The organism is Bacillus sp. A1, from assembly GCF_042296235.1.
Lineage (GTDB): Bacteria > Bacillota > Bacilli > Bacillales > Bacillaceae > Bacillus > Bacillus velezensis.
Genome location: NZ_CP141181.1, coordinates 3,107,010 through 3,133,496, shown reverse-complemented (window position 1 = coordinate 3,133,496; position 26,487 = coordinate 3,107,010). Strand labels below are relative to the sequence as shown.

Below are 26,487 nucleotides of genomic sequence, written 5' to 3'. Positions count from 1 at the left end.
CTAATATGGGGAAAAATTCCAATCTGTTTTTTCCTGAATGTTTTCTGATTCTTCCGGATAGTATGGTGATATGCAGACATGTGCGGTTTTCTAAAAAATTTTATATTTCATTTCATAAAATCCCGCCAATAAGCTGAAGCTAATACAAATGTTGATTTGATTATGCGTCTAACAGCAAAAAAAAGAAGGTGGATGTGATGGCATTGAATAAACCCAAAATCGTGGTTTTAGGTGCAGGTTATGGTGGATTAATGACAGTAACAAGGCTTCCGAAGCATATCGGGGCAAATGACGCTGACATTACTTTGGTCAATAAACACAATTATCATTATGAAACGACATGGATGCATGAAGCGAGCGCAGGAACGCTGCATCATGACCGCTGCAGATATCAAATAAAAGATGTAATCAATGAATCACGGGTCAAATTTGTGCAGGATACCGTAAAAGCGATAGATGTGCAAAATAAAAAGGTGACGCTTTCACAAGGGGACATCCCTTATGATTATCTTGTCATCGGGCTTGGCGCCGTCCCTGAAACATTCGGGATTAAAGGCTTAAAAGAATTCGCTTTTCCGATCGCGAATATTAATACGTCGCGCCAGCTGAAAGACCATATTGAGCTCCAATTTGCGACATACAATACGGAGGCCGAAAAACGCCCTGACCGCTTAACCATCGTTGTCGGCGGAGCGGGCTTTACGGGAATTGAATTTCTCGGTGAACTTGCGAACCGCAAGCCGGAGTTATGCAGATATTATGATATAGATGAAAGTCTCGTCCGGATCGTCTGTGTCGAGGCCGCCCCGACGGTTTTGCCGGGATTTGATCCGGAGCTTGTCGATTACGCCGTTCAATACCTTGAGAGCAAAGGCGTTGAATTTAAAATCGGCACCGCGGTTCAAGAATGCCGCGCAGACGGTGTCACAGTCGGCAAGAAAGATGAAGAGCCGGAAGAAATCAAATCGCAGACCGTTGTCTGGGCCGCGGGCGTGCGCGGGCATCCGATCGTGGAGGAAGCGGGTTTTGAAAATATGCGCGGCCGTGTCAAGGTCAACCCTGATCTTCGGGCGCCGGGACATGATGACGTTTTTATTCTCGGCGACAGCTCGCTCTTTATCAATGAAGAGACGGAACGGCCGTACCCGCCGACTGCTCAGATCGCGATGCAGCAAGGAGAAACGGTCGCCAAAAATCTGGGCGGTTTGATTAAAGGAGGCCAGCTTGAAGAGTTCAAGCCTGACATTAAAGGAACCGTCGCCTCCCTCGGTGAGCATAACGCTGTCGGAGTCGTATACGGCAGGAAGCTCAAAGGCATGCCGGCGTCCTTTATGAAAAAGGTCATTGACAACCGCTCGCTCTTTATGATCGGCGGACTGGGCCTGACGCTGAAAAAAGGGAAGTTTAAATTCTTCTGAAAACCCGCGGCCGCGGGTTTTCTCTTTTTTTAGAAAAGAGCGCTATAAAAAGCATGTAAGAGAAAAAAATGAATGTTTCCGCTTACATGAGTTGATTTGTCACATATTCTGACTTGGTGCTTGACAAGTAAATATGGTATATTATCAGAAAATTAAGAAAAAGGGTGATCCGCATGAAAACGACAGCAAAAAGCACGGCGGCGTGTCCGTTCTGCTCAGGTAAAGGGTATTTTCAATTGCTTCTTGGCGGCTCCGAAACATGTCCCTCCTGCCAGGGAAGCGGCAAAGAGAGACGCTGATTTTTCCAGACGTTGACTTTTTTACCGCCCCCGAGGTACACTGAAAGTGCTGTAGGGGGTGGATGTTTGTGATTAGTTTGCCGGTTGTCCTGATCTCAATCGTACTATTTTTTGTACTGTTTTTCGGCATAGGCTTTCTGTTGAACATGCTGCTTAGAATGTCGTGGATTATGGCTGTTGTCTATCCGATTGTATGCCTTTTCATTATCAGCAATAAAAAGATGATCAGTTACGTGCAGGCGCCGGGGGAATCCTTTCAAAGCCTGTTTCAGCGCATCATGTCATTAGCGGTTGCGGATGTTGTGATTTTGGCGGGCGGACTGGCGGGAGCCATCATGTCAGGCATTGCCATAAAGGCGCTCAGAAAAAGAGGATATCAAATGTTTTAAGCCGCTTTCTTATTCGAGAAAGCTTTTTTTGTGTCGCGGCGCTTTTTGTATAGCACCTCACCGAGTTGGGAACAATGACTCGGAGGAGAGTGATTTCAGATTGACGATAATCAGACGCGTATTCATGATCGTGCTCTTTTTGGGCGCATGCCATGCGACATACTTTTCCATAACCGGTGTTGAAGCAAAGGATCTGACAAATTGGATGACGGAACATCGCGGCGCCGTTTTGAAAAACATCGGCACTCCGTTTCAATCCTTACAGAATCAGCCGGAAAAGAAGGCATCAGACAGGGTAAAACCGCTGGAAGAAGCTTTTGACTGGGAACGCTATCCGTCACAAAAGGTGACGGCCACCGGTTATACCGCCGGAGCGGAATCTACCGGAAAATCTCCCGGGCATCCGCAGTACGGAATTACATATTCAGGCGTGAAGGTCAAACGAGATTTATATTCAACTGTTGCGGCCGATCCGTCTGTTTTCCCGATCGGGACGATTCTGTTTATACCGAATTACGGTTACGGGGTTGTCGCCGATACCGGCTCAAAAATTAAAGGCAGCCGCCTTGACCTCTACTTTGACACCGTCAAGGACGTCTATAACAATTGGGGCAAAAAAACACTTGAGGTCTACATGATTAAAAAAGGGAACGGCACAGTGACCGAGGACGAACTTGTAAAGCTGAACGAAACCAAGTCGCTGCAAGTGTTCAGAAATCAATACAAAACGGTAAAAGAATAAAAACGCTTCAGCGTCCGCTGAAGCGTTTTTTACATAAAGAAATAATCTAAAATCAATGTCAGCACAATACCGGTGACGCCGCCGAAGAATACTTCAATCGGCTGATGGCCGAGCAGTTCTTTCAGTTTCTTCTGTTTTTCTTTCTCTTCCGCTTTCTGAAAGTCCTTCGCTTCGCTGACAAACCGATTAAAGTCGATGACCAGTTTATTAATGACCGTCGCCTGTTCACCCGCATGCCGCCTGACACCTGTAGCGTCGAACATCGTAATGACGGCGAAAATCGCGGCGACTGCAAACAGGGGCGAGTCCAGCCCCTGTTCCAAAGCGACTCCGGTTGACAGCGCGGTGACGGCGGCGGAATGGGAGCTCGGCATGCCGCCTGTGCTCGTCACAAGAGACCAGTCAAGTTTTTTGGATACGATAAATTGAATAGGCACTTTTACAACTTGGGCAAAAATAATGGCGGCAAAACTCGCCAGTAAAGGAAAATTCATAAGTACATCCATATGCGACATCCTTTCTGTATCTGCTGATTCCGATCGCATCGAAAAACTGCAGAAAACGCCCTTAGTTTGGTAAAATAAAATCAATGAAAAATGTTTTTTCATTATACCACTTTACATAACAAATACCCACATAAGGAGTGTGTACTCATGTTTTATGCATCTGATCAACTGCGGCATCCCGAAACACTGGTCATCGGTCTTTTTCAAAAAAGCACGCTGAACGGATTTACGAAGGAATTGGATGATAAATTGGACGGTCATCTGACCCAGCTGTTAAAGGATGGTGATGTGTCCGCCAAACGCAATCGTGTATCAAAAGTATACCCTCCGGCTGCGACCGGTATGAAACGTATTTATTTTATCGGCCTGGGAAGAGAAGCGGATTATTCGTTTGAAGATACGAAAGAATGCTTTGCACGAGTATTTCAGCAGATTCATCAAGATAAAAAACAGGAAGTATCCGTGTTGCTCGATACATTCGTCTCCGGTGAAGTGCCTGCCGCCGATGCCGCTCATGCGCTTTCAGAAAGCTGTCTGCTTGCGGTTTACGAAGTGCAGGATTATAAACATAAATCGAATGAGCCGGATCAGGAACTGAAATCAGTCTGCGCCGTGACCGAAGAAGACCTGAGGGAAGTGCAGGCCGGCCTGAACGTCGGAGCGGCATACGGCCAAGGGACGAATTCAGCCCGCACGCTTGTGAATATGCCGGGTAATATGCTGACGGCCACTGATTTGGCGTCATATGCCGCTGAGCTTGCGGCAAAATACGATTTCGAGTGTGAAATTTTAGAAAAAGATGAAATGGAAGAGCTCGGCATGGGAGGGCTGCTTGCTGTTAACAAGGGCTCATCCGAACCGCCGAAAATGATCGTTCTGAAGTACCAGGGCAAAGATCAGTGGGAAGACGTCATCGGCCTGGTCGGTAAAGGAATTACCTTTGATACGGGCGGATATTCAATTAAGCCGAAAACCGGCATTGTCGGCATGAAAAGCGATATGGGAGGGGCCGCCTCGGTATTAGGGGCAATGGAGATTATTGGCGAACTGCGGCCTGAACAAAACGTGCTCGCTGTCATACCGTCTACGGACAACATGATTTCGTCCGATGCGATGAAGCCGGATGATGTCATCGTTTCGCTCAGCGGAAAAACCATTGAGATCCTGAACACCGATGCGGAAGGGCGTCTCGTGCTTGCCGACGGCATCACATACGCCAAGCAGCACGGAGCCTCTGTCCTCGTAGACGTCGCAACGTTAACGGGCGGTGTCATTGTCGCCTTAGGGAACGAAATGACAGGCGCTATGACCAATCACGCCGCGTTTTATGAACAGGTGGCGGAATCGGCGAAAGAATCCGGCGAGCCGATCTGGCAGCTTCCGATTACAGAAAAGGATAAAAAACGGGTGAGAAACAGTCAGATGGCTGATTTGAACAATTCTCCGGGAAGAGAAGGCCACGCGATTATGGCGGGGGCATTCATTGGTGAATTCGCGGAAAACACGCCGTGGGTTCATCTCGATATTGCGGGAACCGCAACGGCGAATAAAGCGACATGCTTCGGCCCTGCCGGCGCAACAGGCGTCATGGCAAGGACGTTGGCTGTTTTGACTGAGCGGTTTACGCCCGAAAGATAACAGCAGCCCGCTGCCTTGATGCAGCGGGTTTTTTGATTTCCAAAATCTTTAGTTGACTAAAGCGCAGAATATATGGTAACTTTAATTATCTACTACATTAGCAAACTAAAGGATTTTTGGAGGGACTCATCAATGAATGCTGTTGTTGTCGCAGTATTGCTCATGCTCGTCTTAAGCCTGCTGCGTGTCAATATTATTATAGCTTTAATGATCGGCGCGCTTGCCGGCGGGCTGACCGGCGGCTTAGGCCTCGGAGAGACGGTGAAGGCTTTTACGGACGGTCTCGGCGGAAATGCCACCGTCGCGGTCAGCTACGCGCTGCTCGGAGCATTTGCCGCGGCGCTGACAAAGACGGGGCTTCCCGATGCAATGGTGGAAGCGTCTGTCAAACTAATCGGAAAAAAGGAAGATTCGCGGAAAAAAGCACTGTCAAAAGTGTTAATCGTACTGATTATTTTAATCATATCCTGTTTCTCGCAAAACGTGGTGCCCGTTCACATTGCGTTTATTCCTGTATTGATTCCGCCGCTTTTAAAAATATTTAACGAACTTGAAATAGACCGCAGGCTGATCGCGTGTGTGATGACATTCGGACTGACTGCGCCGTATATCGTTCTGCCTGTCGGATTCGGACAGATTTTCCAGGGGATGCTGAGAGATAATATGGCGTCAGCCGGTTTAAAGGTGCCGCTCAGTGATATCCCGTATGCTTTAATCATCCCGACGGCCGGGATGGCGGTCGGTTTAATTTTAGCCGTCATCGTCTTCCGGAAACCGAAGAAATATGAGACGAAGGAGATTGCCGGACTATCGTCTTCTCCTTATACGAAAAAAAGCATTGCCATCGCCCTGATCTCCATTGCCGTGTCGCTTGCCGTTCAGCTCTATCTGTCACAGGTGCTCGGAGTGGAAGGTATGATCATGGGCGCGCTTGCCGGCTTGTTTACGCTGTTTATCAGCGGAGTCATGAAGCGCAATGAAGCGGATAAGCTGATCACGGACGGCATGATTCTGATGGCTTTTATCGGGTTTGTCATGCTTGTTGCAGCCGGTTTTTCAAATGTATTGAATAAAACGGGCGATGTGGCTTCCTTGGTCAAAGCATCAACAGGCTTTATCGGCCACAGCCAATCATTAGGCGCGCTCCTGATGCTGGTGGTCGGTTTATTAATCACGATGGGAATCGGATCATCATTTGCAACCGTACCCGTCATTACGACCATATTTGTCCCGCTGTGCGCTCAGCTCGGATTCAGCCCGATGGCGACGATCGCCGTAATCGGAGCGGCCGCCGCGGTCGGTGATGCGGGTTCTCCTGCAAGTGACAGTACGCTCGGGCCGACGTCAGGCCTCAGCGCCGACGGACAGCACCACCACATTTGGGATACGTGCGTACCGACATTTATTTTCTATAACATTCCGCTTGTGATATTCGGCTGGATTGCCGCGCTTGTCCTGTAAAAAAAAGGCTCCCGGAAAGGGGAGCCTTTTTGTATGCTGAGAACATCTTACGCCGGATTTCTGCTGAACCCCGTCGCTTTATGAATAGACCTGTATACGGCAGGCGCGATTGATGCCAATAACAGTGCTAAAACGATATCTTTTATGAAAAACCATATCATGTAAAACCAGGCCATTCCGTAGCTGATCGGAGCATGAAGCCATAATTTCAGCGCAATATACGTATAGGTCGTGCCAATGATATAAATGACGGCGGTACCGATCAAAGAGGCCCATGCATAATGCAGGCGGCCGGGTTTTTTTGTTTTTTCCAGCAGCCATCCGGCTGCAAATGCCGCCGGGATGTAAGCGAGAATAAATCCGCCGCTCTTTCCGATAAACGGCGCAAAGCCTGCTGAGAATTGGGCGAAAACAGGCGCCCCCGCGAGTCCGGCCAATGCGTATACCGTCATTGCAATGGCTGCCCGTCTGGCGCCGAGAAGCATCGCGGCTAACAGACAAAAGAAAGGCTGCAGCGATAACGGAATTCCCGCAACTTGCAAAAAAGGAGCCATTGATGTAATGTTGGCGCCGACGGCCATCAGTGCGGCAAACATGCCGATAAGCGCCATATCGCCCGCACGAAGGTTGCGTTGTTTCATTTGTTTTTCCCCCTTACACTTGTACCAGATTAGCGTAATCGAAGGGTGATTGATTGTCAACAAAGATTTAATGCAGGTTTACTAAATGGAGGGAGCCATATGTTTTTCGGGAAAACGAAACAAACAAAACAGTCGGAACGGATTCCGCCAAACCAAAATGTCACAACGAAGTTTCCCGTGCTTCACGCCGGAAATGTTCCTTATTATGAAGATATGTCAAAATGGAATCTGCAAGTGTACGGACTTGTTGACCGTCCTATGCTGTTAAGCTTTGAAGATATCAAAGCCTTTCCGGAAGCCGAAGTGAAAAATGATATTCATTGCGTCACGGGCTGGTCCCGTCTTGATAATATCTGGCAGGGAATACGCGCCAAAGACATCGCTGAGAAAGCGGGCGTGCACAAAGAAGCGGGATTCGTCATTCTGCACGCTGAAGAGGGCTGGACGGCCAACCTGCCGCTTTCTGATTTTACGCGGGAAACATCCCTGCTGGCATATGCGCATAACGGCGAGCCGTTAACGCCAGAGCACGGCTATCCGCTCAGAGGCGTTTTCCCCCATCTTTATTTTTGGAAAAGCGCCAAATGGCTGCGCGGCATTCAGTTCACAAAGGAAAACCACCCCGGCTTTTGGGAGAAAAACGGCTACCATATGAGGGGAGATCCATGGAAGAATGAGCGCTTTACATGGGATTAAGCCTCCTATCACTATATAGTTCTTAGGTACCTTATTGAAATAAGGTGCTTTTTTTATATCAAAAATCCATTGACTTTGTTTGGCAAAAAACCTATTATTTGAGGTGTCTTTTGATATTGAAAATCATTATCAATAAGCATAGATAAAGCAATTGCCGCAAAGGGGATGAACACATAATGGACGGAAAACAAATAAAGCGGGGTTTCGCGCCGGCCGGCCGATACGCGGTTCCGGGCACAGAAGTAAGAGAAATGCGCTCAAAAGGAGGCCGTACGTATCGTATCTTTGTCTCTTTTCCTCAAGAAGAACCGCCTGCATCCGGCTTCCCCGTCATATACCTGCTCGATGCGAATTCCGTATTCGGCACAATGGCCGAAGCTTTGCGGGTGCAAAGCCGACGGCCTGAAAAAACAGGCGTTGTTCCGGCGGTGATTGTCGGAATCGGCTACCCGACAGATCAGCCGTTTTCCGCCGAACGTCACAGTGATTTTACGATGCCGCTTTCTGAATCAGAACTGCCGGTGCATCCGCGCGGCGCGGCATGGCCCGAACAGGGAGGGGCGGAAGCATTTCTGGAGTTTATAGAAGAAGAAGTAAAGCCCGCGATGGAGCGGGATTATCCGATCGACAGAGGCAGGCAGACGATTTTCGGCCATTCGCTGGGCGGTCTTTTTGTGCTGCAAGTGCTTTTGACGAGGCCGGACATGTTTCAGACCTATGTTGCCGGGAGTCCGTCAATTCACTGGAACAAGCGTTTTATTCAGGAAAAAGCGGAACGTTTGTCAGACCGGCTCTCTGCGGAAAATCTTCAAGTCAGCGTATTGCTGGCTGCGGGAGAAATTGAAAAAACACATAAAAGCAGAATCCCGCAGCACGCAGAGGCGCTGTACTCTTTATTATCCGGGTTTGAAGATGATGGAGTCCGTGCTGAATACAGCGAGTTTGAAGGAGAAGGCCATATTTCTGTCCTGCCCGTTTTAATCAGCAGAGCCCTGCGTTTCTGCCTGAATCCGGGAGGGCCGCATACCCCGTATTCTCCCGTATGAGAAAAAACAGGCCCTTCGAACTAAATGCGGCTGATTCTAATTTTCTAATTGACTGCGTGTTTTGATTTGGATATGATTGTCTTGAATCATAATTGATAATGATAATCATTATCAATATAGAAAGGGAATGATAATATGGACGCATTGGGAATGAAAGGGAAAACGGCCGTTGTCACCGGCGCCGCTCAAGGCATCGGAGAAGCAACAGCGCTTGCCCTTGCTGAACAAGGCGTAAATGTGGCAGCTATAGATACAAATGAAGACCTGCTTCTCGGGCTTACTGACAGACTTCGGAAAAAAGGCGTGCAGGCGCAGGGGTTTGCCGCAGATGTATCTGACAGTGCGGCTGTCAATGATATCATCGCCGCCGTTGAACGCGACATGGGGCCTATTGAAATATTGGCGAACGTTGCGGGCGTGCTGCGGCCGGGTCCGGTGCAATCCCTCAGTGATGAAGATTGGGATCAAACATTTTCTGTTAATACGACCGGCGTTTTTCATGTATCGCGGGCTGTAAGCCGGTACATGATTGAGCGTCAAAAAGGCGCCATCGTTACGGTCGGTTCGAATGCAGCCGGCGTTCCGCGTGCTTCCATGGCGGCTTATGCGGCGTCAAAAGCGGCTGCCGTCATGTTTACGAAATGCCTCGGACTGGAGCTTGCGGCCCATCATATCCGCTGCAACATCGTATCTCCGGGTTCAACGGAAACCGACATGCAGCGGGCGCTGTGGCAGGACGAGAACGGAGCCCGGGACGTCATCAGAGGTTCGCTTGATACATATAAAACGGGAATTCCGCTTCAAAAGCTGGCGAAGCCTTCTGATATTGCAAATGCCGTTTTGTTTCTGGCTTCTGAACAGGCAAACCATATTACGATGCATGATTTATGCGTTGATGGCGGCGCTACTTTAGGCGTTTGATTTAACGAGAAGGAGGGACAAACATGACAAATCAACATTTATTGGCGGAAGTGTCAGCAAAAGAGGTGCTGGACGCTTACAAGCCCGGGGCGTTCTTTTTAGCTTCCCCGAAAAGTACGATGCTTGCGGAAGGAATGTTTGCGGAAGTGCCTGATACAGACGCGGAAAATCAGCTGGATTCACTGCCTGAACGCGTGAGACAGACGCTTCTTGAGGCAAAGCAAGCCGGCATCAAACATCCGATTGCGGCCGGCGCCATTCCTTTTGACAGCAGAAAAGCTTCCCGGCTTTTTGTACCGAAGAATGTCCATACGGCAGGCCCGCTTTCGTTTGCGGAATCTTCCGCAGAAAAGCCGCAATCCAATACATATGACATCTGTCCCGTTCCGGAGCCTGAGGGCTTTATGAGCGGTGTGGAACAAGGCGTATTCAACATTACGGACGGTCCGCTCAGCAAAATCGTGCTGTCAAGGACGCTTCATCTGACCGCTGAAAAGGATATCGACATTCCTCAGGCCGTCAAGCATTTGGCGCAGCACAACCCGCGCGGCTATACATTCGCTGCGGATGTGACGGGAACGTCAGAAACAAGAAAAACGCTTTTCGGCGCAAGTCCTGAACTGCTGCTGTCCAAAAACGGAACATCGATTCTGTCCAATCCGCTGGCAGGTTCCAGACCTCGCAGCACAGATCCCGCCGAGGATCAGAGAAGAGCGGAAGAACTGCTGCAATCAGCAAAAGATCTGCATGAACATGCCGTAGTCGTGGCCGCCGTGGCCGCCGCCCTTAAACCGTTCTGCCGTGTGCTTGATGTGCCGGAAAAACCGTCACTCATTAAAACTGAGGCGATGTGGCACCTGTCCACCGAGGTAAAGGGAGAGCTGCGTGATCCGTCAACGACATCACTTGAGCTGGCCATCGCCCTGCATCCGACACCCGCGGTATGCGGAACGCCGACGGATGCGGCGAGAGAAGCAATTCAGGATATTGAGCCGTTTGACCGCAATTTCTACACGGGAATGGCGGGCTGGTGTGATGCTGAGGGTGACGGAGAATGGATTATCGCACTCCGCTGCGCCGAAGCGGAAACAAGGTCTCTCCGGCTCTTTGCGGGTGCCGGGATTGTCGCCGGATCAAAGCCGCAGGATGAACTGGACGAGACCTCGGCCAAATTCCGCACCATGCTCCGGGCGATGGGGCTTTACCAAGATGAGTTGTAAAAAAGGAGGGAACGGATCGTGCTGACTGGATTTACGCCATGGCCGGAAGAATGGGCTGACAAATACCGAAAAGACGGCTGCTGGAAGGGTGAGACGTTCGGAGGAATGCTGAAAGAGCGCGCGGCTTTATACGGAAATCAAACTGCCGTGACGTGTAAAGATGTACATTGGAGCTACAAAGAATTAGATGAAAGGGCCGATCGTTTAGCGGCGGGACTGCATAAGCTCGGAATTCAAAAGGAAGACCGCGTTGTCGTTCAGCTGCCGAATATCGCTGAGTTTTTTGAAGTGATTTTCGCGCTGTTCCGGCTCGGAGCACTGCCCGTTTTCGCACTGCCTTCTCATAGAAGCAGTGAGATTACGTATTTCTGCGAGTTTGCAGAGGCGAAAGCATACATCATTCCTGATATGCATTCAGGTTTTGATTACAGAGCGCTTGCCAGACAGGTGAAAGACAAACTTCCGGATTTGGCGCATGTCATTGTGGCCGGCGCAGCTGAAGAGTTTCAAGAACTGAGCAGCCTGCATAGAGAGCCTGTTCAGCTGGAAGATATAAGCCCGGCGGAAGTCGCCTTTTTACAGCTTTCAGGAGGCAGTACGGGGCTGTCCAAGCTGATTCCGCGAACACACGACGATTACATATACAGTTTGCGCATCAGCGCGGAAATATGCGGCTTGGATCATCACAGCGTTTATTTGGCCGCTCTGCCGACAGCGCATAATTATCCGCTCAGCTCGCCGGGTGTGCTGGGAACTTTATATGCCGGAGGCCGGGTTGTTCTGTCACCGACGCCGAGTCCGGATGACTGCTTCCCGTTAATTGAAAAAGAACGTGTCACAATTACAGCGCTCGTCCCGCCGCTTGCGATGGTGTGGATGGACGCATCCGGTTCGCGAAGTGATGATTTATCAAGCCTTCAAGTGCTGCAGGTGGGAGGCGCCAAATTCAGCGCTGAGGCGGCCCGCCGCGTGAAGAGCGCTTTCGGATGCACCCTTCAGCAGGTTTTCGGAATGGCGGAAGGATTGGTGAATTATACGAGACTGGATGATCCTGAAGAGATCATTGTCAATACGCAAGGCAGACCGATGTCACCTTTTGATGAGGTCAGGGTTTTAGACGATAACGGGCGGGATGTCGCCCCCGGTGAAGCGGGACATTTGTTTACACGCGGCCCTTACACGATTCGCGGATATTATAAAGCGCCTGAACATAATGAAAGATCATTCACAGCCGACGGATTTTATCAGACCGGCGATATCGTCAAACTGACGGCGGACGGCTATATCATCGTCGAAGGACGTGCGAAAGATCAAATCAATCGGGGCGGTGAAAAAATAGCCGCTGAGGAGGTGGAAAATCACCTTCTTGCGCATCCTGCCGTTCATGATGCGGCCATGGTTTCAATGCCGGATGATTTTCTCGGGGAGAGATCCTGTGTGTTCGTCATCCCGAAAGGAGAAGCGCCGAAACCGGGAGAGCTGAAAGCATTTTTACGTGAGCGCGGATTGGCGGCATATAAAATCCCCGACCGGATTGAATTTATCGCTTCTTTCCCGAAAACCGGCGTCGGCAAGGTCAGTAAAAAGGATCTTCGCGAAACGATCGCCCAAAAAGTAAAGCCGGCTGAAATCAAACAATCTTAAAAAAAGGAAGTGTTTACATTGGCTATACCGTCTATTCCCGCATATGCGCTGCCGACAGCGTCAGATATGCCTGAAAATAAAGTATCGTGGACGCTGAATCCGAAACGCGCGGTGCTTCTGATCCATGACATGCAGAATTATTTCGTCGATGCTTTTGCGAAAGGTGAGGCTCCGATCACGGAGGCGGCTCAGAATATCAAAAAAATAAAAGAGCAATGCAAAGCACTCGGCATTCCGGTGGTGTATACCGCGCAGCCGGGCAGCCAAGACCCGGCGGACCGCGCGCTGCTGACGGATTTTTGGGGGCCGGGGCTAAAAAGCGGGCCTTATGAAGAAAAGGTCATTCCGGAGCTTGCCCCGGATGATCAGGACATTGTCCTCACAAAGTGGAGATACAGCGCGTTTAAACGGACGAATCTCCTTGACATCATGCGTGAAAGCGGCAGAGACCAGCTCATGATTACGGGAATTTATGCACACATCGGCTGTCTCGTCACAGCCTGTGAAGCATTTATGGATGATATCCAAAGCTTCTTTATCGGAGACGCCGTGGCTGATTTTTCTTCGGAAAAACATAAGATGGCCATCGAATATGCGTCTCAGCGCTGCGCTTACACGGCTTTGACAAACGAAGTACTGGAGCTGCTGGGCGGCGCGCCGGTTTCTGAAGGAGAAGAGAAGGCTTCCGCCGTATTGACAAAAGACCGGGTGCGGGAACAAATTGCGGCGATTCTTCAAGAATCACCGTCTGATATTCCGGATCATGAAGACCTGCTGGATAGAGGTCTTGACTCCGTCAGAATCATGAGCCTTGTCGAACAATGGCGCCGTGACGGAGCTGAAGTGACGTTTGTGGAACTGGCGGAGAACCCGACGCTGGAAGAGTGGTGGAGACTTCTTTCTTCCCGATCTCAAAAAGTCTTGCCGAACGCAGATTATTTATAAAGGGAGAGAATAGAATGCATGATACACAACAGCTGCCTCTGACAGGCGCACAGGCCGGTATCTGGTTTGCGCAGCAGCTTGATCCTGATAATCCGATTTACAATACAGGCGAGTACGTTGAGATAAACGGCGCGATCGATGTGAACATATTTAAAACCGCTCTCGAACGCGTGCTGACAGAAGCCGCGTCATTACACGCCCGCTTCGAGGAGGGGGCAGACGGGCCGAAGCAGATCATCAATCCTCCATTTGAGGCTGCGATCGATGTCATAGATGTGAGTTCAGAAGCTGATCCGAAGCAGGCCGCACTCAGACTCATGCAGACAGATTTGGATGAGCCCGTCGATATGGCGGCCGGGCCTTTGTTCCGCGACATTTTATTTCAGGCGGGACCGGAACGCTTTTTCTGGTATCAGCGCATTCACCACATTGCGATAGACGGCTACGGTTTTTCACTGCTGGCACGGCGTACGGCGCAAGTGTACACCGCAATACGGGAGGGACGTCCGGATAACGGGCGCTCCTTCGGTTCTTTGGAGGGTCTGGTAAAAGAAGATCAAGAGTACCGCGCGTCTGATCAATTCCTGAAAGATCGGGAATTTTGGATGGAGAAATTTGCGGATGAACCTGATGTCGTCAGTTTGGCGGAAAGAGCGCCGAGAACGTCAACAAGCTTTCACAGGAGCACGGCTTATCTTTCTGAAACGTCTTTACAGCATGTAAAAGCGATTCCGAACTGGCATGAAGCCGTCACGGCCGCAGCGGCGGTATATGTCCATCGGATGACAAACGCGGGGGATATCGTGCTCGGCTTACCGATGATGGGGCGGATCGGCTCGATTTCACTGAATATTCCGAGTATGGTCATGAATCTTCTGCCTTTACGGCTTTCTCTTCGCCCGGATATGAATTTTCATGAGGCCGTCAGCCAAGTGGCAAAAGAAATCCGAAACATCCGGCGCCATCAGAAATACCGCCATGAAGATATGCGCCGCGACCTTAAATTGCTCGGAGAAAATCGCAGGCTGTTCGGCCCGCAAGTCAATGTGATGCCGTTTGACTACGCGCTTGATTTCGCCGGAGCGCCGGGCGCCGTTCATAACTTATCAGCCGGGCCCGTTGATGATTTGTCAATTAACGTTTACGACAGAGCGGACGGAAGCGGAATGCGTGTGGACTTTGATGCGAATCCGGAAGTGTACAGCGCCGAAGATATTGAAAACCATCAAAAACGATTCCTGCTTCTGTTGGAATCCGCTGTGAAAGACCAGACACAAAAAATCGGCACACTCAACCTTCTGCTTGAAAGTGAACGTCTCCGCGTACTGGAAAGCTGGAATGACACGCGCAAGGCCGAGAAGCAGAAAAGTCTGCCGGAGCTGTTTTACGAACAGGCCGTAAAAACACCGGACCGGCCGGCAATCATCACCGAAAACGAAGAGCTCAGCTATGCCGAATTGAACAAGCGCGCGAACCAGCTTGCCGGCATGCTAAAGGAAAAGGGGCTGGGACCGGAACAATTTGCCGCTTTGCTGCTTCCGCGGTCACAGGAGTTGGCCGTGAGCATGCTGGCCGTTTTGAAAACGGGAGCCGCATACCTGCCGCTTGATCCTGATTTTCCTTCTGAGCGGATCACATACATGCTCAAAGATGCACAGCCTGCATGCCTGATTACAACGATGGAATTATCCGGCCGCATGCCGGAAGACAGTGATGCAAAAAGGATCATTCTCGATGACCCGGATACGGTAAAAACCGTTGCCGCTCAAAATGCTGACTGTCCCGCTCAGGCGGAATGTTCGCCTTTGCACCCCGCTTATATCATTTATACATCGGGCTCAACGGGCAAACCGAAAGGCGTAGTCGTCACATTAAAAAGCGTAAGCAATTTCCTCTTATCCATGCGGGAAATGTTCCCGCTCGGCGCACAAGACCGCCTGCTTGCCGTTACGACTGCGGCGTTTGATATTTCCGGACTTGAGCTCTTCCTTCCGCTCATCAGCGGGGCGGGGTGCGTCATCGCACGTAAAGAGACGATTCAGGAACCGCGGGCGCTTGCGCACATGATTCACTCATACGGTATTTCAATCATGCAGGCAACGCCGACATTGTGGCATTCATTAGTCACCAATGAACCGGATTCTCTCCGGGCGCTGCAGGTGCTTGTCGGAGGTGAGGCGCTTCCGAACGCGCTTATGCATGCTCTGCTTGAATCAGGCTGTACGGTGACGAATCTGTACGGGCCGACTGAAACAACAATCTGGTCGGCCGCACAGCCGCTTGCAAAAGACCATACGGGGGCGCCTCCGATCGGAACGCCGATTTGGAACACGCGGGTATATGTGCTGGACGCCGCATTGCAGCCCGTCCCGCCGGGAATCGCGGGCGAGCTTTATATCGCGGGTGAGGGGCTTGCCAGAGGTTATTATAACCGTCCTGATTTAACAGCTGAAAGATTCATTGCCGATCCGTACGGCCCCGAGGGCGCGAGGATGTACCGGACGGGAGATCTCGTGCGCTGGCGTGAGGACGGCTCGCTTGATTATATCAGCAGAGCCGATCACCAAATTAAAATCCGCGGGTTCCGGATAGAATTAGGAGAAATTGAGTCAGTGCTGTCGAAATATCCGGGTATTTCGCAGGCCGCCGTCATTGTCCGTGAAGACCAGCCGGGAGATAAGCGGCTGGCGGCTTACGCTGTCGCGGATCAGCCCCTTGATGTCGGCGGACTTCGTGCATATATGGGCGAAAGCCTGCCGGATTATATGGTGCCGGGCGCGTTTGTACAGCTGAAAGAATTGCCGCTGACACCGAATAAGAAGCTCGATCGCAGCGCTCTGCCTGCCCCTGATTTTTCCGCTGTCCTGTCTGACAGAGGGCCGCGGACGCCGCAGGAGGAAATATTATGCGATCTGTTTGCCGAGGTTCTCGGTCTCGCGCGGGTCGGAATTGATGACGGGTTCTTTGAATTGGGCGGACATTCGCTCTTAGCCGGACGCCTGATGAGCCGGGTTCGGGAGACGATGGGCGCAGAGCTTGGCATCGGCCGTCTGTTTGATACGCCGACCGTTGCCGGGCTCGCCGCACAGCTTGACACCGCAAAGAGTGCGCGGCCTAAGCTCAAGCCGTTTGACCGGCCGGAGCACATCCCGCTGTCATTTGCGCAGCTGCGTCTTTGGTTTCTCTACTGTCTTGAAGGGCCAAGCCCGACTTACAACATTCCGGTAATAGTCCGCATGTCAGGTAAGCTTGACCAATCAGCGCTGAAACACGCCTTTTACGATGTTGTCAGCCGTCATGAAAGCCTGCGCACCGTTTTTCCGGAAAATAAGGGATCATCTCATCAGCTCATTTTATCTGCTGAAGAAGCCCGCCCTGTGTTTACCGTGACACGTGCGGACAAAAACGAGCTCCAAGACATGCTTGCCGCTGCGGCACGATATCGGTTTGATCTCGCTAAAGAGCCGGCCGTCCGGGCTGAGCTGTTTGATCTTGGTGACGGCGAGTATACGCTGATGATTCTCCTGCATCACATCGCAGGTGACGGCTGGTCCTTGAATCCGCTCATGCGTGACTTATCCATAGCCTATATCGCCCGGCAAACAGGTGAAAAAGCAGAATGGGCGCCGCTGGCAGTTCAATATGCGGATTATGCGCTTTGGCAGCAGCAGCTTTTAGGCAGCGCGTCTGATTCTGAGAGCTTAATTGCGCGCCAGCTGGATTTCTGGAAGAAAACGCTTGAAAATGTACCGGATCAGCTGGAGCTGCCGTCTGATTTTCCGCGTCCTGCTGAATCAAGCTACAGGGGCGGCGTCATTCCGGTCAACATTGGCCAAGAGCTTCATGCCAGTCTTCTCTCACTTGCCAGAAATCAGCGCGTAAGCCTGTTTATGGTGCTTCAATCAGGGCTTTCCGCGTTACTGACCCGGCTCGGTGCAGGGACCGATATTCCGATCGGCAGTCCGATAGCCGGCCGCAGTGATGACGCATTGGGAGACCTTGTGGGTATGTTCATTAATACACTCGTACTGAGAACCGATACCTCTGGCGATCCGAGCTTTTGTGAGCTCCTTGAAAGGGTCAGGGAAATGAATCTCGCAGCATATGAACATCAGGACGTGCCGTTTGAACGTCTCGTGGAAGAATTGAATCCGGTTCGTTCCCGGTCAAGACATCCGCTGTTCCAAGTGATGCTCGCATTCCAAAATACGCCTGATCCTGTACTCAGTCTTCCTGATATGGAAACAAGTCTGCAAATCAGCAGTGTCGGATCGTCCAAATTTGATTTGACGCTGGAATTGGCTGAACAGCGCCATGACGACGGTACGCCTGCCGGTATTGAAGGCCTGCTGGAGTTCAGTACGGACTTATTCAGAAAAGAAACGGCTGAAGCACTTGCCGGACGCCTGCTTCTTCTGCTCGAAGATGCCGTATCACATCCGGATAAATCAATCGGAAGCTTAACCATTCTTTCTGATGAAGAGCGCCGGAAGCTTTTGCCGGTTAAACGGGCAAAACAGCATATTCAGCCTCGGCAGACACTGCCTGAATTGTTTGAAATACAGGCCGCCGCAAAATCGGATGAAACGGCGGCAGTATGTGAAGAGAGCGGACTCACTTATAAAGAGCTGAATGAAAGAGCCAATCAGCTCGCGCACATGATGATTGCCCGCGGCGTCGGCCCGGAGCAGTTTGTCGCACTGGCGCTGCCGCGTTCTTTAGATATGATTGTCGGGCTGTTAGCCGTCCTGAAGACGGGGGCAGCGTATCTGCCGCTTGATCCTGATTATCCCGCGGACCGCATCGCTTTTATGTTACATGATGCCAAGCCTGTATTTATGCTCACCAATCGTGAAGGCGCAAGTAAGCTCTCTATCGAAAGCGGCATGCCGGCCTTCATCTTGGATGATCCGCAGAACAAGGAAACACTTCGGCAATATGCCGTCACGAACCCTGAGAATGCCGACCGTATTCGTCCGCTGTCACCGCTTCACCCGGCCTATGTCATTTACACGTCGGGATCAACAGGTGTGCCGAAAGGTGTCATCATTCCGCACAGCAATGTTATCAGGCTGTTTGAGTCGACGCGGCATTGGTATTACTTTCATTCTGATGATGTATGGACGATGTTTCACTCCTACGCTTTCGATTTCTCTGTCTGGGAAATGTGGGGGCCGTTGCTTCACGGCGGACGTCTCGTCGTCGTGAAGCATGACATCAGCAGATCGCCGGAAGCGTTTTTACATCTCCTCGTGAAAGAGCGGGTGACCGTACTTAACCAAACGCCGTCAGCGTTTTACCAGCTGATGCATGCGGAAAAAGAACACAAAGAGCTGGGGCGTCAGCTCGCACTCAGATATATCATCTTCGGCGGCGAGGCGCTTGAGCTGAGCCGGCTTGAGGATTGGTACAGCCGCCACGCGGACAATCAGCCGGTGCTCGTGAATATGTACGGCATTACGGAAACGACGGTGCACGTCAGTTACCTTGAATTAGACAAAAACATTGCCGAACTGAAGGCAAACAGCCTCATCGGCTGCGGCATTCCTGATCTGAACGTATATGTGCTTGATGACCGGCTGGAGCCTGTGCCTCCGGGCATCACGGGCGAAATGTATGTGGCCGGAGGAGGCGTGGCACGCGGTTACTTAGGGCGGCAAAGCCTGACCGCCGAACGCTTTGTAGCTGATCCGTACGGCCCGCCGGGAACGAGAATGTACCGGACAGGGGATTTAGCCCGCCTGCGGAAGGACGGTTCTCTTGATTATATGGGCAGAGCGGACCACCAGATTAAAATCCGCGGCTTCCGGATTGAATTGGGAGAAATCGAAGCGGTTCTCGTCAAACATCCGGATGTCGAGGATGCTGCCGTAGTCGTCCGTGAAGACCGGCCGGGAGATAAACGGCTGGCCGCCTACCTTGTCCGATCTGCCGGCAGCACCTTGGACACGGGGGACATGCGCCGGTTTGCCGAAGAAAGCCTGCCGGATTACATGGTTCCGTCAGCTTTTGTCAAAATGAATGAACTGCCGCTGACACCGAATGGAAAGCTTGACCGAAAAGCGCTCCCTGCGCCTGACTTCCAAACGGAGGTCACCGGCCGGGGACCGAGAACGCCGCAGGAAGAAATGCTGTGTGAGCTGTTCGCAGAGGTGCTTCACCTGCCGCGTGTCGGTATTGATGACAGATTCTTTGATTTAGGCGGCCATTCTTTGCTTGCGGTTCATTTAATGAGCCGTATTCGGGAAGCGATGGGAGCCGAGCTGAGTATCGGAACATTATTTGAAGCTCCTACGGTGGCAAGCCTTGCTGAAAGACTTGAGTCAGGAACGGGCACAAGCGCGCTTGATGTTCTTCTTCCGCTCAGAACGGCAGGAGAAGAAACACCGTTGTTCTGTGTCCATCCGGCCGGCGGTCTCAGCTGGTGTTATGCCGGGCTGATGTCTTCTTTAGAGGCTGATTATCCGATATACGGCTTACAGGCGAGAGGCATCGGAAAAAAAGAACCGCTTCCGCAAAGCTTAGATGACATGGCGGCGGATTATATTGAAAAAATCCGCACCGTGCAGCCGAAAGGGCCGTACCGTCTGCTCGGCTGGTCTCTCGGAGGGAATGTCATTCAGGCCATGGCGACACAATTACAGAGCCGGGGTGAAGAGGTTTCGCTTTTGGTGATGCTTGACGCGTATCCGAATCATTTTCTGCCGATAAAAAATGCGCCTGATGACGAGGAAGCCGTTATTGCGCTGCTTGCCCTGGGAGGATACGACCCGGACAGCCTCGGGGATCAGCCGCTTGATTTTGACACCGCGCTGACCATTCTCCGCCGTGAGGGAAGCGCATTAGCCAGCCTGGACGAGTCAGTGATGATGAATCTGAAAGACACGTACGTTAATTCTGTCGGGCTGTTAGGAACATACAAGCCGAAGCCGTTCCACGGAGATGTGCTGTTCTTCAGATCCACGATTATTCCGGAGTGGTTTGACCCGATTGAGCCGGATACTTGGAAACCGTATATTACGGGGAAAATCGAGCGGTATGACTTAGACTGCCGCCATAAAGATATGTGCCAGCCGGGCCCGCTTGCCGACATCGGCGCGATTCTGGCAGAGAAATTAAACGGACGGCGTACAGTCCGGTAAAGAAAGGAAAGAGATGATATGACAAATCCATTTGAACGGGAAGACGGCTCATACCACGTGCTCGTCAATGCTGAAGGCCAGTACTCACTGTGGCCGGCCTATCTGGATGTGCCGGACGGCTGGGAAACCCGCCTCACGAATGAAACCCGCCCCGTTTGTCTCGAATATATTGAAACAAACTGGCGTGATATGAGGCCGGAAAGCCTGAAACAGGCCGAAGCCGCTAAAATGTAATAAGAAAAGCCTGCCGTTATTTCGGCAGGCTTTTTATGCGGACATCAGCCGTTAAGCTGTGTATGATCACAGAATGTATAAGGGTGGCCTTCTTCATTCGTGCACCATGACTGAGACAGAAAAGCCAAAAAGACCGCGGCCCACTGGTCTGCAAACTGGATTAAAATACCGCCGTCGTGCCACGTTCCGTTATCCTTCTTCCAGCGTGTATCAATTGGGTTTCCCTGATTCATATGAATATTATGCATGCCGTTTGTCGGCTTGAACCCGAAAATCTTATCAGCGCCCGGCTCCGGCCCGAATTTAGAGCCGTAAATATAGACGGTGGCTTTTTCTGATTTGGCTTTTTGCATGTACGTCTCAATAAAGTCATTTAAGTCATTATCCGGACCGGTGACTTCATGCGGGAGGGGCACCATGTTCCGGGGATCAAACAATCCGCCGCGGACATAATCCAGCGCCAGCTCACGGCTGGTTTCATCAATTGGGGTATATCCATACGGAATGTTGGGCAGCAGGGTGATCGCGCTTGCGTCAAAATGATCGCGTGCCGCATACAGAACCTCTGATTCTTTTGAACTTGACATGACATTGATCGCACAGCGATAGCGCGTATCAGGCTCGCCTAGCACCTCGACTTGAAAATGCGGAGAATCATCATCTGTTTCCCTTTTCATATCTGACACAGTGCCTTTTAATACACCATAGTGCTGAACAGCCATATGAATCCTCCTTTTTCTTCCGGGATATGAATTGATATTCGAGACAGGGGGCCGTTTTTCCTTTTATGAGAAAGAAAAAAGGACAGCCCGCTGATCAGGCTGTCCTCTTCAATATCTATTAAGCTTTTGCAGCCGAACCTTGCATTGCTTTTTCAGCAGGCACGTAGTCATAGCCTAAGTCTTTGGCTACGGCTTCATACGTGACATGTCCGTTAGCCGTATTTAAGCCCGCTTTAAGCGCAGGGCTGTCTGCAATGGCTTGTGCCGCGCCTTTATTGGCGATTTGAAGCGCGTAAGGAACGGTTACATTCGTTAATGCGAGCGTAGACGTACGCGGTACGGCGCCCGGCATATTGGCGACAGCGTAGTGAACGACGCCGTGTTTTTCGTAAGTCGGATTATCGTGGGTTGTAATATGATCAACGGTTTCCACAATGCCGCCCTGATCGATGGCAACATCAACAATGACGGAACCCGGTTTCATTTGTTTAACCATTTCTTCCGTAACGAGAGTCGGCGCTTTGGCTCCCGGGATGAGCACGGCGCAGATCAGAAGATCCGCTTCCGCGACGGAATCTGCAATATTTACAGGGTTTGACATCAATGTTTTAATCTGATGCCCGAAAATATCATCAAGCTGACGCAGGCGGTCTGCGTTCAAATCGATCATTGTCACATCGGCACCGAGTCCGACAGCCATTTTCGCGGCATTTGTTCCGACGCCGCCCCCTCCGATGATCGTGACTTTTCCGCGGGATACACCCGGTACGCCGGCTAATAAAATTCCTTTTCCGCCCTTTGGTTTTTCAAGAAACTGAGCTCCGATTTGAGCGGCCATTCTGCCGGCCACTTCGGACATCGGCGTAAGCAGCGGAAGGGAACGTCCGTCCGTTACCGTTTCGTACGCGATAGCTGTCACGCCTTTTTCTGTAAGCGCTTTAGCTAATTCCGGCTCTGCAGCTAAATGAAGGTAAGTGAATAAGACCAGACCTTGACGGAAATACGCATACTCTTCAGCCAGCGGTTCTTTTACCTTCATGACCATTTCCGCATCCCATACTTGCTTTCTGTCCTCCAGAATTTCCGCCCCTGCTGATACGTAATCTTCATTTGTAAAGCCGCTTCCGAGTCCCGCTCCGGATTCCACAAGAACCCGATGGCCGTTTCCGATAAGCTGTGAAACGCCTCCAGGTGTTAATGCCACTCGATTTTCATTGTTTTTGATTTCCTTTGGAACCCCGATAATCATGTCTGTTTCCCCCAATGTTTGTGTGATGCTTCAAGTGTAGCGCGATTTTTGCGAAAATTCTTTGTTTGAAACAGAAAATAAAAAAACACGGATTTGTGAAATTTCACGAACCCATGCTGCGAAGTTTGATATCAAGGTAAATCGTAAACTTTTCATTTGCATTTTTTAAGTCGATTTCTGCGATCTGGCTGATTCTTTTCAGCCTGTAATTCAATGTATTGACATGGATGTTAAGCGCTTTAGCGGCGGTGTTGACGTTGCTGTCGGCATCAATAAAATGTTCGAGCGTTTTTACCATATCGGCTTGGTGCTCCCTGTCATACTGCTCAAGCTTTGAGAGGGAATAGTTCATATAGCCGCTGTGCTTGCGTTTTTCATCCAACACATCCAGGTACTGATAAATGCCGAGTTCCGAAAAGCTGAAAAGGTGTTTGGTTTCTCTCACAAACCGCTCTTTCGCTTTTAATACGGAAAGCGCTTCCTGATAGGAGCGGTAAACATAAGAAATCGATTCGTAAATACCGCCGACCGCAATCGACGCATCCTCAATTTTATATCGTTCCTTCAGCTGTTTTTGAATATGAAGGGCGAAGTGCTTTAAATCTTTAAAAGGCTGATCGGTTTTCGGCGCGGCTAATAAGATTAATTCATTTGAATCAACAGTCGCCAGCATGACATGAATCTGCTGTGTCGTTTCCTGCAAATATTGCAGCTGCTGTTCCGTCTTTTCAGTCAGCTCATCATGTAAACGGATGATCATGACGCTGAACACGGACGGCAGCGCCATTCCGAGCTTATGAAACCCTTCGGCCATCTCGGCTTCCTGATAAATATGGCCGGTCAGCATTTTCCAAAAAAACTCCTGGCCCCGCTCTTCGATTTTCGTTTTGCGGATCTGCAGGTGCAAAAGTTTGTTCCGCACCGCTTTGGCTGCCAGCTGAAGTGTCTTCAGATCCTCGTCATTGAGCTTTTTTTTGATCTCAAGCGCCCAAATAAATCCGAGAACCTGACTGTTTTTCCAGATGGAAATCGCCACGCGGTTGCTCAGGCCCACCTCGTCAATTTCTTTCACTTTGATCGGCTGGTCCGTTTTTAAAAGGGCCGGAATGGTTCCGTCTTTCCACAGTTTGTTGATGACTTTTTCCGGCACCCTCCGCCCGATAATCGTCGACGTCCGGGCCGGATCTGTACAATCGCTGTGCGTGCTGTATGCAAGCAGTTTATGATTAACGTCTTCTATTGTAATGGGGCATTGAAGAACTTCACTGATATGGTCGGCAACATCTTCAAGCCTGTCGAAACTGTACTTAAATGGATCCTTTGGATTGGTCATCTGTATCCCTACTTTTTCATAGCTTCATATCTTGATCTTACCATCTTGCTTTTCAGACTGAAAGGCATCTTTGCAGGGAAATGGACTAGGACAATAAGATCATTCGATGAAATCGAAAACAATAAGAAAATCATACTATTATATTTACAAAATGTGTAAATGTGCCGAAAAATCGAATATATCATAAGACTCATTTTGTAAAATTAAAACAGATTTGTTTGACTGTGCCGAATGGTTGTTTTTATAATAATGACGTTCAAAAAATAAGTGAATTAGCCCATATTTAGGCTGATGACACAGGAGGGTATAAGGAATATGTCTGGATTAATTCGTGTCACACCCGAAGAGCTAAGAGCGATGGCTAAGCAATATGGCGTTGAAAGTCAGGAAGTCATGAATCAGGTTGACCGCCTGAACCGCATGATTTCTGATTTGAAAGGCATGTGGGAAGGTGCTTCAAGTGAAGCATTTGCGGATCAATATGAGCAGCTGAAACCTTCATTTATTAAAATGTCTGAATTGCTGCAAGATGTGAATCATCAGCTCGATCAAACGGCAAATACGCTTGAGTCTACTGACCAAGATATCGCTAACCAAATTCGCGGATAATAAGATGAATGAAGAAACGGAGCGCCTGATTCAATCAAGAAGACGGCGCTCTTTCTATGTAAGGGTGATATGAATATGTATATCGATATTACAATAGATTTAACACATTATAACGGCAGCGTCTTCGATCTCAGATTGTCAGATTACCATTCTGTGAAAAAAGTCATTGATATTGCCCGGCAGGCTCAGCATGTATCCGTTCCGCCGCGTGAAGGCTATTGGATCAGAGTGGTCAATAAAGAAACGGTTTTTTCCGGAGAACAAAAACTATCTGACTGCGGCATTACGAACGGAGACCGCCTTGAAATTTTATGAAAGGACATGGTGGAATGACAGGTCATAACAGATCTTATTTAGAAACAGAATTAGACGCCGTCCGGGAAGAAACCGAATCAGGCTTCACGTTCACCTTCCAGCGGGAAAAAATCAAGCTTCTTGACGGGCTGGAAGCAAACGTGATTAAAGATGCTGATCCTTTTTTTCAAAAAGAGGTCTCAGTTTCAGAAGACGAAGTAACCATCACAATCAAACCTCCTTCTTCTTATCAGGCTTTCCGCTATATAAAAGGAAAAGATAAAAAAAGCAGGTGGCAATTTGCCTACCGTCTCGTCCAAGCCGTGAAACAGCATAAGCTGAAACGTCTCAATCTGATTGCCGCCCCTGAAAATATCGTGTTTGATAAAGCGCTGACGCCTTACTTTCTTCATTACGGCGTAAAGGAGAGCCTTCCGCCTTATGAGGAAGATAGAGAAAGGGTGTTAAAAGAGCTCAAAGCCTGTGCGGCGCTTGCAGCTGACGGGGCGTACACCTTCGATGAATATTTGAAGTACAAGGAGACGCTTCACTTCTCTCCTGAGGTGAAAAGCGTGCTAGAGGCGGAGACGATTGAAGAACTGGAAGAAACCATTCAAACCGCAATTGATTCCCTCGAAGAAAGGGACAAGACATACATAAAACTGCCGAAAAAGAAATGGAAAATCCAAAGATACGCCGGTCTGGCGCTTGCCGTCCTCCTTGTGCCGACACTTCTTTACTCCTTATACGTTCTGTTTTTCGCCCAGCCGAAGCAAGAGGCAATTACAGAAAGCAACCGCTATTTTTTAAATCAGCAGTACAGTAAAGTCATTGACACACTCGCTAAATACGATGCGGAAAGCCTCCCGGAATCTGTGCAGTATGAGCTTGCTTCCTCTTATGTGGCAGTTGAAAATCTGAGGGAAGAGCAGAGGAAAAACATCGGGAATCTGGTCACGCTGCAATCAGACCCGAAGCATTTCCTTTATTGGATTGATATCGGCAGAGGGGAAAATGAAGAAGCCATCAAAATCGGCCGCAATCTTGAGTACAACCCGTACATCTGGCTCGGACTTACAAAATATAAACAGCAATTATTAGCGGATGACAGTATGAAAGACGACGAAAAGCAGAAAGAACTGGACGCCGTGGAAAGCGAGCTTGCGAAGGCGAAAAAAGAGGCGGAGGAACAGCATAAAGAAGCGAAGGAAAACGGTGACACCGCCGAAGCTTCCGCCGGACAGGATGAAAGCAAACAAGACAAAGCGAAAGATAACAAAGAGAACGACAAGAAAGATGAGAAAAAAGATGAAAAAAAATAACAGCACACATCAAATG

22 protein-coding genes are annotated in these 26,487 nt (G+C 50.0%); 17 read left to right on the top strand and 5 right to left on the bottom strand.

All coding sequences use genetic code 11. The features are described 5' to 3' along the window. The first annotated feature begins 197 nt into the window (after positions 1 to 197). The 4 genes from U2H13_RS15405 to U2H13_RS15390 all read left to right on the top strand — a co-directional run bounded on the left by U2H13_RS15405 (position 198) and on the right by U2H13_RS15390 (position 2,848). Positions 198 to 1,418 (top strand): NAD(P)/FAD-dependent oxidoreductase, encoded by a 1,221-nt coding sequence (locus tag U2H13_RS15405; protein ID WP_007408709.1) that lies wholly within the window; start codon positions 198 to 200, stop codon positions 1,416 to 1,418. 173 nt (positions 1,419 to 1,591) lie between these two features. Then, complete coding sequence (locus U2H13_RS15400) at positions 1,592 to 1,717, top strand: YuiA family protein (protein ID WP_007408708.1); 126 nt, start codon at positions 1,592 to 1,594, stop codon at positions 1,715 to 1,717. A 68-nt stretch (positions 1,718 to 1,785) separates the two neighbouring features. Beyond that, complete coding sequence (locus U2H13_RS15395) at positions 1,786 to 2,106, top strand: YuiB family protein (protein WP_003151989.1); 321 nt, start codon at positions 1,786 to 1,788, stop codon at positions 2,104 to 2,106. Between the two features lie 100 nt (positions 2,107 to 2,206). Further along, positions 2,207 to 2,848, top strand: a complete 642-nt coding sequence (locus tag U2H13_RS15390; RefSeq protein ID WP_094296260.1) for a 3D domain-containing protein — start codon at positions 2,207 to 2,209, stop codon at positions 2,846 to 2,848. 29 nt (positions 2,849 to 2,877) lie between these two features. Here the strand turns inward: U2H13_RS15390 and U2H13_RS15385 are convergent, their stop codons facing one another. Continuing rightward, the gene (locus U2H13_RS15385; RefSeq protein ID WP_021495380.1) at positions 2,878 to 3,354 is read right to left on the bottom strand and encodes a divergent PAP2 family protein; all 477 of its coding nucleotides are present in this window, start codon (positions 3,352 to 3,354) and stop codon (positions 2,878 to 2,880) included. A 147-nt stretch (positions 3,355 to 3,501) separates the two neighbouring features. Between U2H13_RS15385 and U2H13_RS15380 the strand changes: the two genes are divergently transcribed. Beyond that, positions 3,502 to 4,992, top strand: coding sequence for a leucyl aminopeptidase (locus U2H13_RS15380; protein ID WP_007613484.1), 1,491 nt, complete (start codon positions 3,502 to 3,504; stop codon positions 4,990 to 4,992). 132 nt (positions 4,993 to 5,124) lie between these two features. Next, a complete protein-coding gene (locus tag U2H13_RS15375) occupies positions 5,125 to 6,453 on the top strand; it encodes a Na+/H+ antiporter NhaC family protein (RefSeq protein ID WP_007613482.1) in 1,329 nt (442 codons plus the stop codon). Between the two features lie 47 nt (positions 6,454 to 6,500). Here the strand turns inward: U2H13_RS15375 and U2H13_RS15370 are convergent, their stop codons facing one another. Next, positions 6,501 to 7,094: a biotin transporter BioY gene (locus tag U2H13_RS15370; protein WP_007408702.1), complete on the bottom strand. Its 594-nt coding sequence runs from the start codon at positions 7,092 to 7,094 to the stop codon at positions 6,501 to 6,503. A gap of 99 nt (positions 7,095 to 7,193) precedes the next feature. Between U2H13_RS15370 and U2H13_RS15365 the strand changes: the two genes are divergently transcribed. From U2H13_RS15365 to U2H13_RS15330, 8 genes are all read left to right on the top strand, one after another. After that, entirely contained in the window at positions 7,194 to 7,790 is a 597-nt protein-coding gene (locus U2H13_RS15365) for a sulfite oxidase-like oxidoreductase (RefSeq protein ID WP_012118333.1), read from the top strand. Positions 7,791 to 7,966: 176 nt separating this feature from the next. Beyond that, positions 7,967 to 8,836, top strand: a complete 870-nt coding sequence (locus U2H13_RS15360) for an alpha/beta hydrolase (RefSeq protein ID WP_021495378.1) — start codon at positions 7,967 to 7,969, stop codon at positions 8,834 to 8,836. 135 nt (positions 8,837 to 8,971) lie between these two features. Next, positions 8,972 to 9,757, top strand: coding sequence for a 2,3-dihydro-2,3-dihydroxybenzoate dehydrogenase (locus U2H13_RS15355; RefSeq protein WP_014418780.1), 786 nt, complete (start codon positions 8,972 to 8,974; stop codon positions 9,755 to 9,757). Positions 9,758 to 9,780: 23 nt separating this feature from the next. After that, positions 9,781 to 10,977, top strand: coding sequence for an isochorismate synthase DhbC (dhbC, locus tag U2H13_RS15350; protein ID WP_121984656.1), 1,197 nt, complete (start codon positions 9,781 to 9,783; stop codon positions 10,975 to 10,977). A gap of 18 nt (positions 10,978 to 10,995) precedes the next feature. After that, entirely contained in the window at positions 10,996 to 12,621 is a 1,626-nt protein-coding gene (locus U2H13_RS15345) for a (2,3-dihydroxybenzoyl)adenylate synthase (RefSeq protein WP_053285184.1), read from the top strand. 18 nt (positions 12,622 to 12,639) lie between these two features. Then, positions 12,640 to 13,566 (top strand): isochorismatase, encoded by a 927-nt coding sequence (locus U2H13_RS15340; RefSeq protein ID WP_021495375.1) that lies wholly within the window; start codon positions 12,640 to 12,642, stop codon positions 13,564 to 13,566. A gap of 14 nt (positions 13,567 to 13,580) precedes the next feature. Next, positions 13,581 to 20,708 (top strand): amino acid adenylation domain-containing protein, encoded by a 7,128-nt coding sequence (locus U2H13_RS15335; RefSeq protein ID WP_376700524.1) that lies wholly within the window; start codon positions 13,581 to 13,583, stop codon positions 20,706 to 20,708. Positions 20,709 to 20,726: 18 nt separating this feature from the next. Next, entirely contained in the window at positions 20,727 to 20,942 is a 216-nt protein-coding gene (locus tag U2H13_RS15330; RefSeq protein ID WP_007408694.1) for an MbtH family protein, read from the top strand. Between the two features lie 44 nt (positions 20,943 to 20,986). Here the strand turns inward: U2H13_RS15330 and U2H13_RS15325 are convergent, their stop codons facing one another. The 3 genes from U2H13_RS15325 to U2H13_RS15315 form a co-directional block, all read right to left on the bottom strand. Continuing rightward, positions 20,987 to 21,664, bottom strand: coding sequence for a YukJ family protein (locus U2H13_RS15325; protein ID WP_007613467.1), 678 nt, complete (start codon positions 21,662 to 21,664; stop codon positions 20,987 to 20,989). A 118-nt stretch (positions 21,665 to 21,782) separates the two neighbouring features. Continuing rightward, positions 21,783 to 22,913 carry an alanine dehydrogenase gene (gene ald / locus U2H13_RS15320; protein ID WP_003152011.1) on the bottom strand — a complete coding sequence of 377 codons (1,131 nt, stop codon included), beginning with the start codon at positions 22,911 to 22,913 and terminating at the stop codon, positions 21,783 to 21,785. Positions 22,914 to 23,016: 103 nt separating this feature from the next. Then, a complete protein-coding gene (locus U2H13_RS15315; RefSeq protein ID WP_167409225.1) occupies positions 23,017 to 24,246 on the bottom strand; it encodes a CdaR family transcriptional regulator in 1,230 nt (409 codons plus the stop codon). Positions 24,247 to 24,561: 315 nt separating this feature from the next. Between U2H13_RS15315 and U2H13_RS15310 the strand changes: the two genes are divergently transcribed. From U2H13_RS15310 to essB, 3 genes are all read left to right on the top strand, one after another. Further along, positions 24,562 to 24,855 carry a WXG100 family type VII secretion target gene (locus tag U2H13_RS15310; RefSeq protein ID WP_003152013.1) on the top strand — a complete coding sequence of 98 codons (294 nt, stop codon included), beginning with the start codon at positions 24,562 to 24,564 and terminating at the stop codon, positions 24,853 to 24,855. Between the two features lie 75 nt (positions 24,856 to 24,930). Next, positions 24,931 to 25,170 carry an EsaB/YukD family protein gene (locus tag U2H13_RS15305; protein WP_003152015.1) on the top strand — a complete coding sequence of 80 codons (240 nt, stop codon included), beginning with the start codon at positions 24,931 to 24,933 and terminating at the stop codon, positions 25,168 to 25,170. Positions 25,171 to 25,184: 14 nt separating this feature from the next. Further along, positions 25,185 to 26,471 carry a type VII secretion protein EssB gene (essB, locus tag U2H13_RS15300; protein WP_014418774.1) on the top strand — a complete coding sequence of 429 codons (1,287 nt, stop codon included), beginning with the start codon at positions 25,185 to 25,187 and terminating at the stop codon, positions 26,469 to 26,471. Positions 26,472 to 26,487 lie beyond the last annotated feature (16 nt).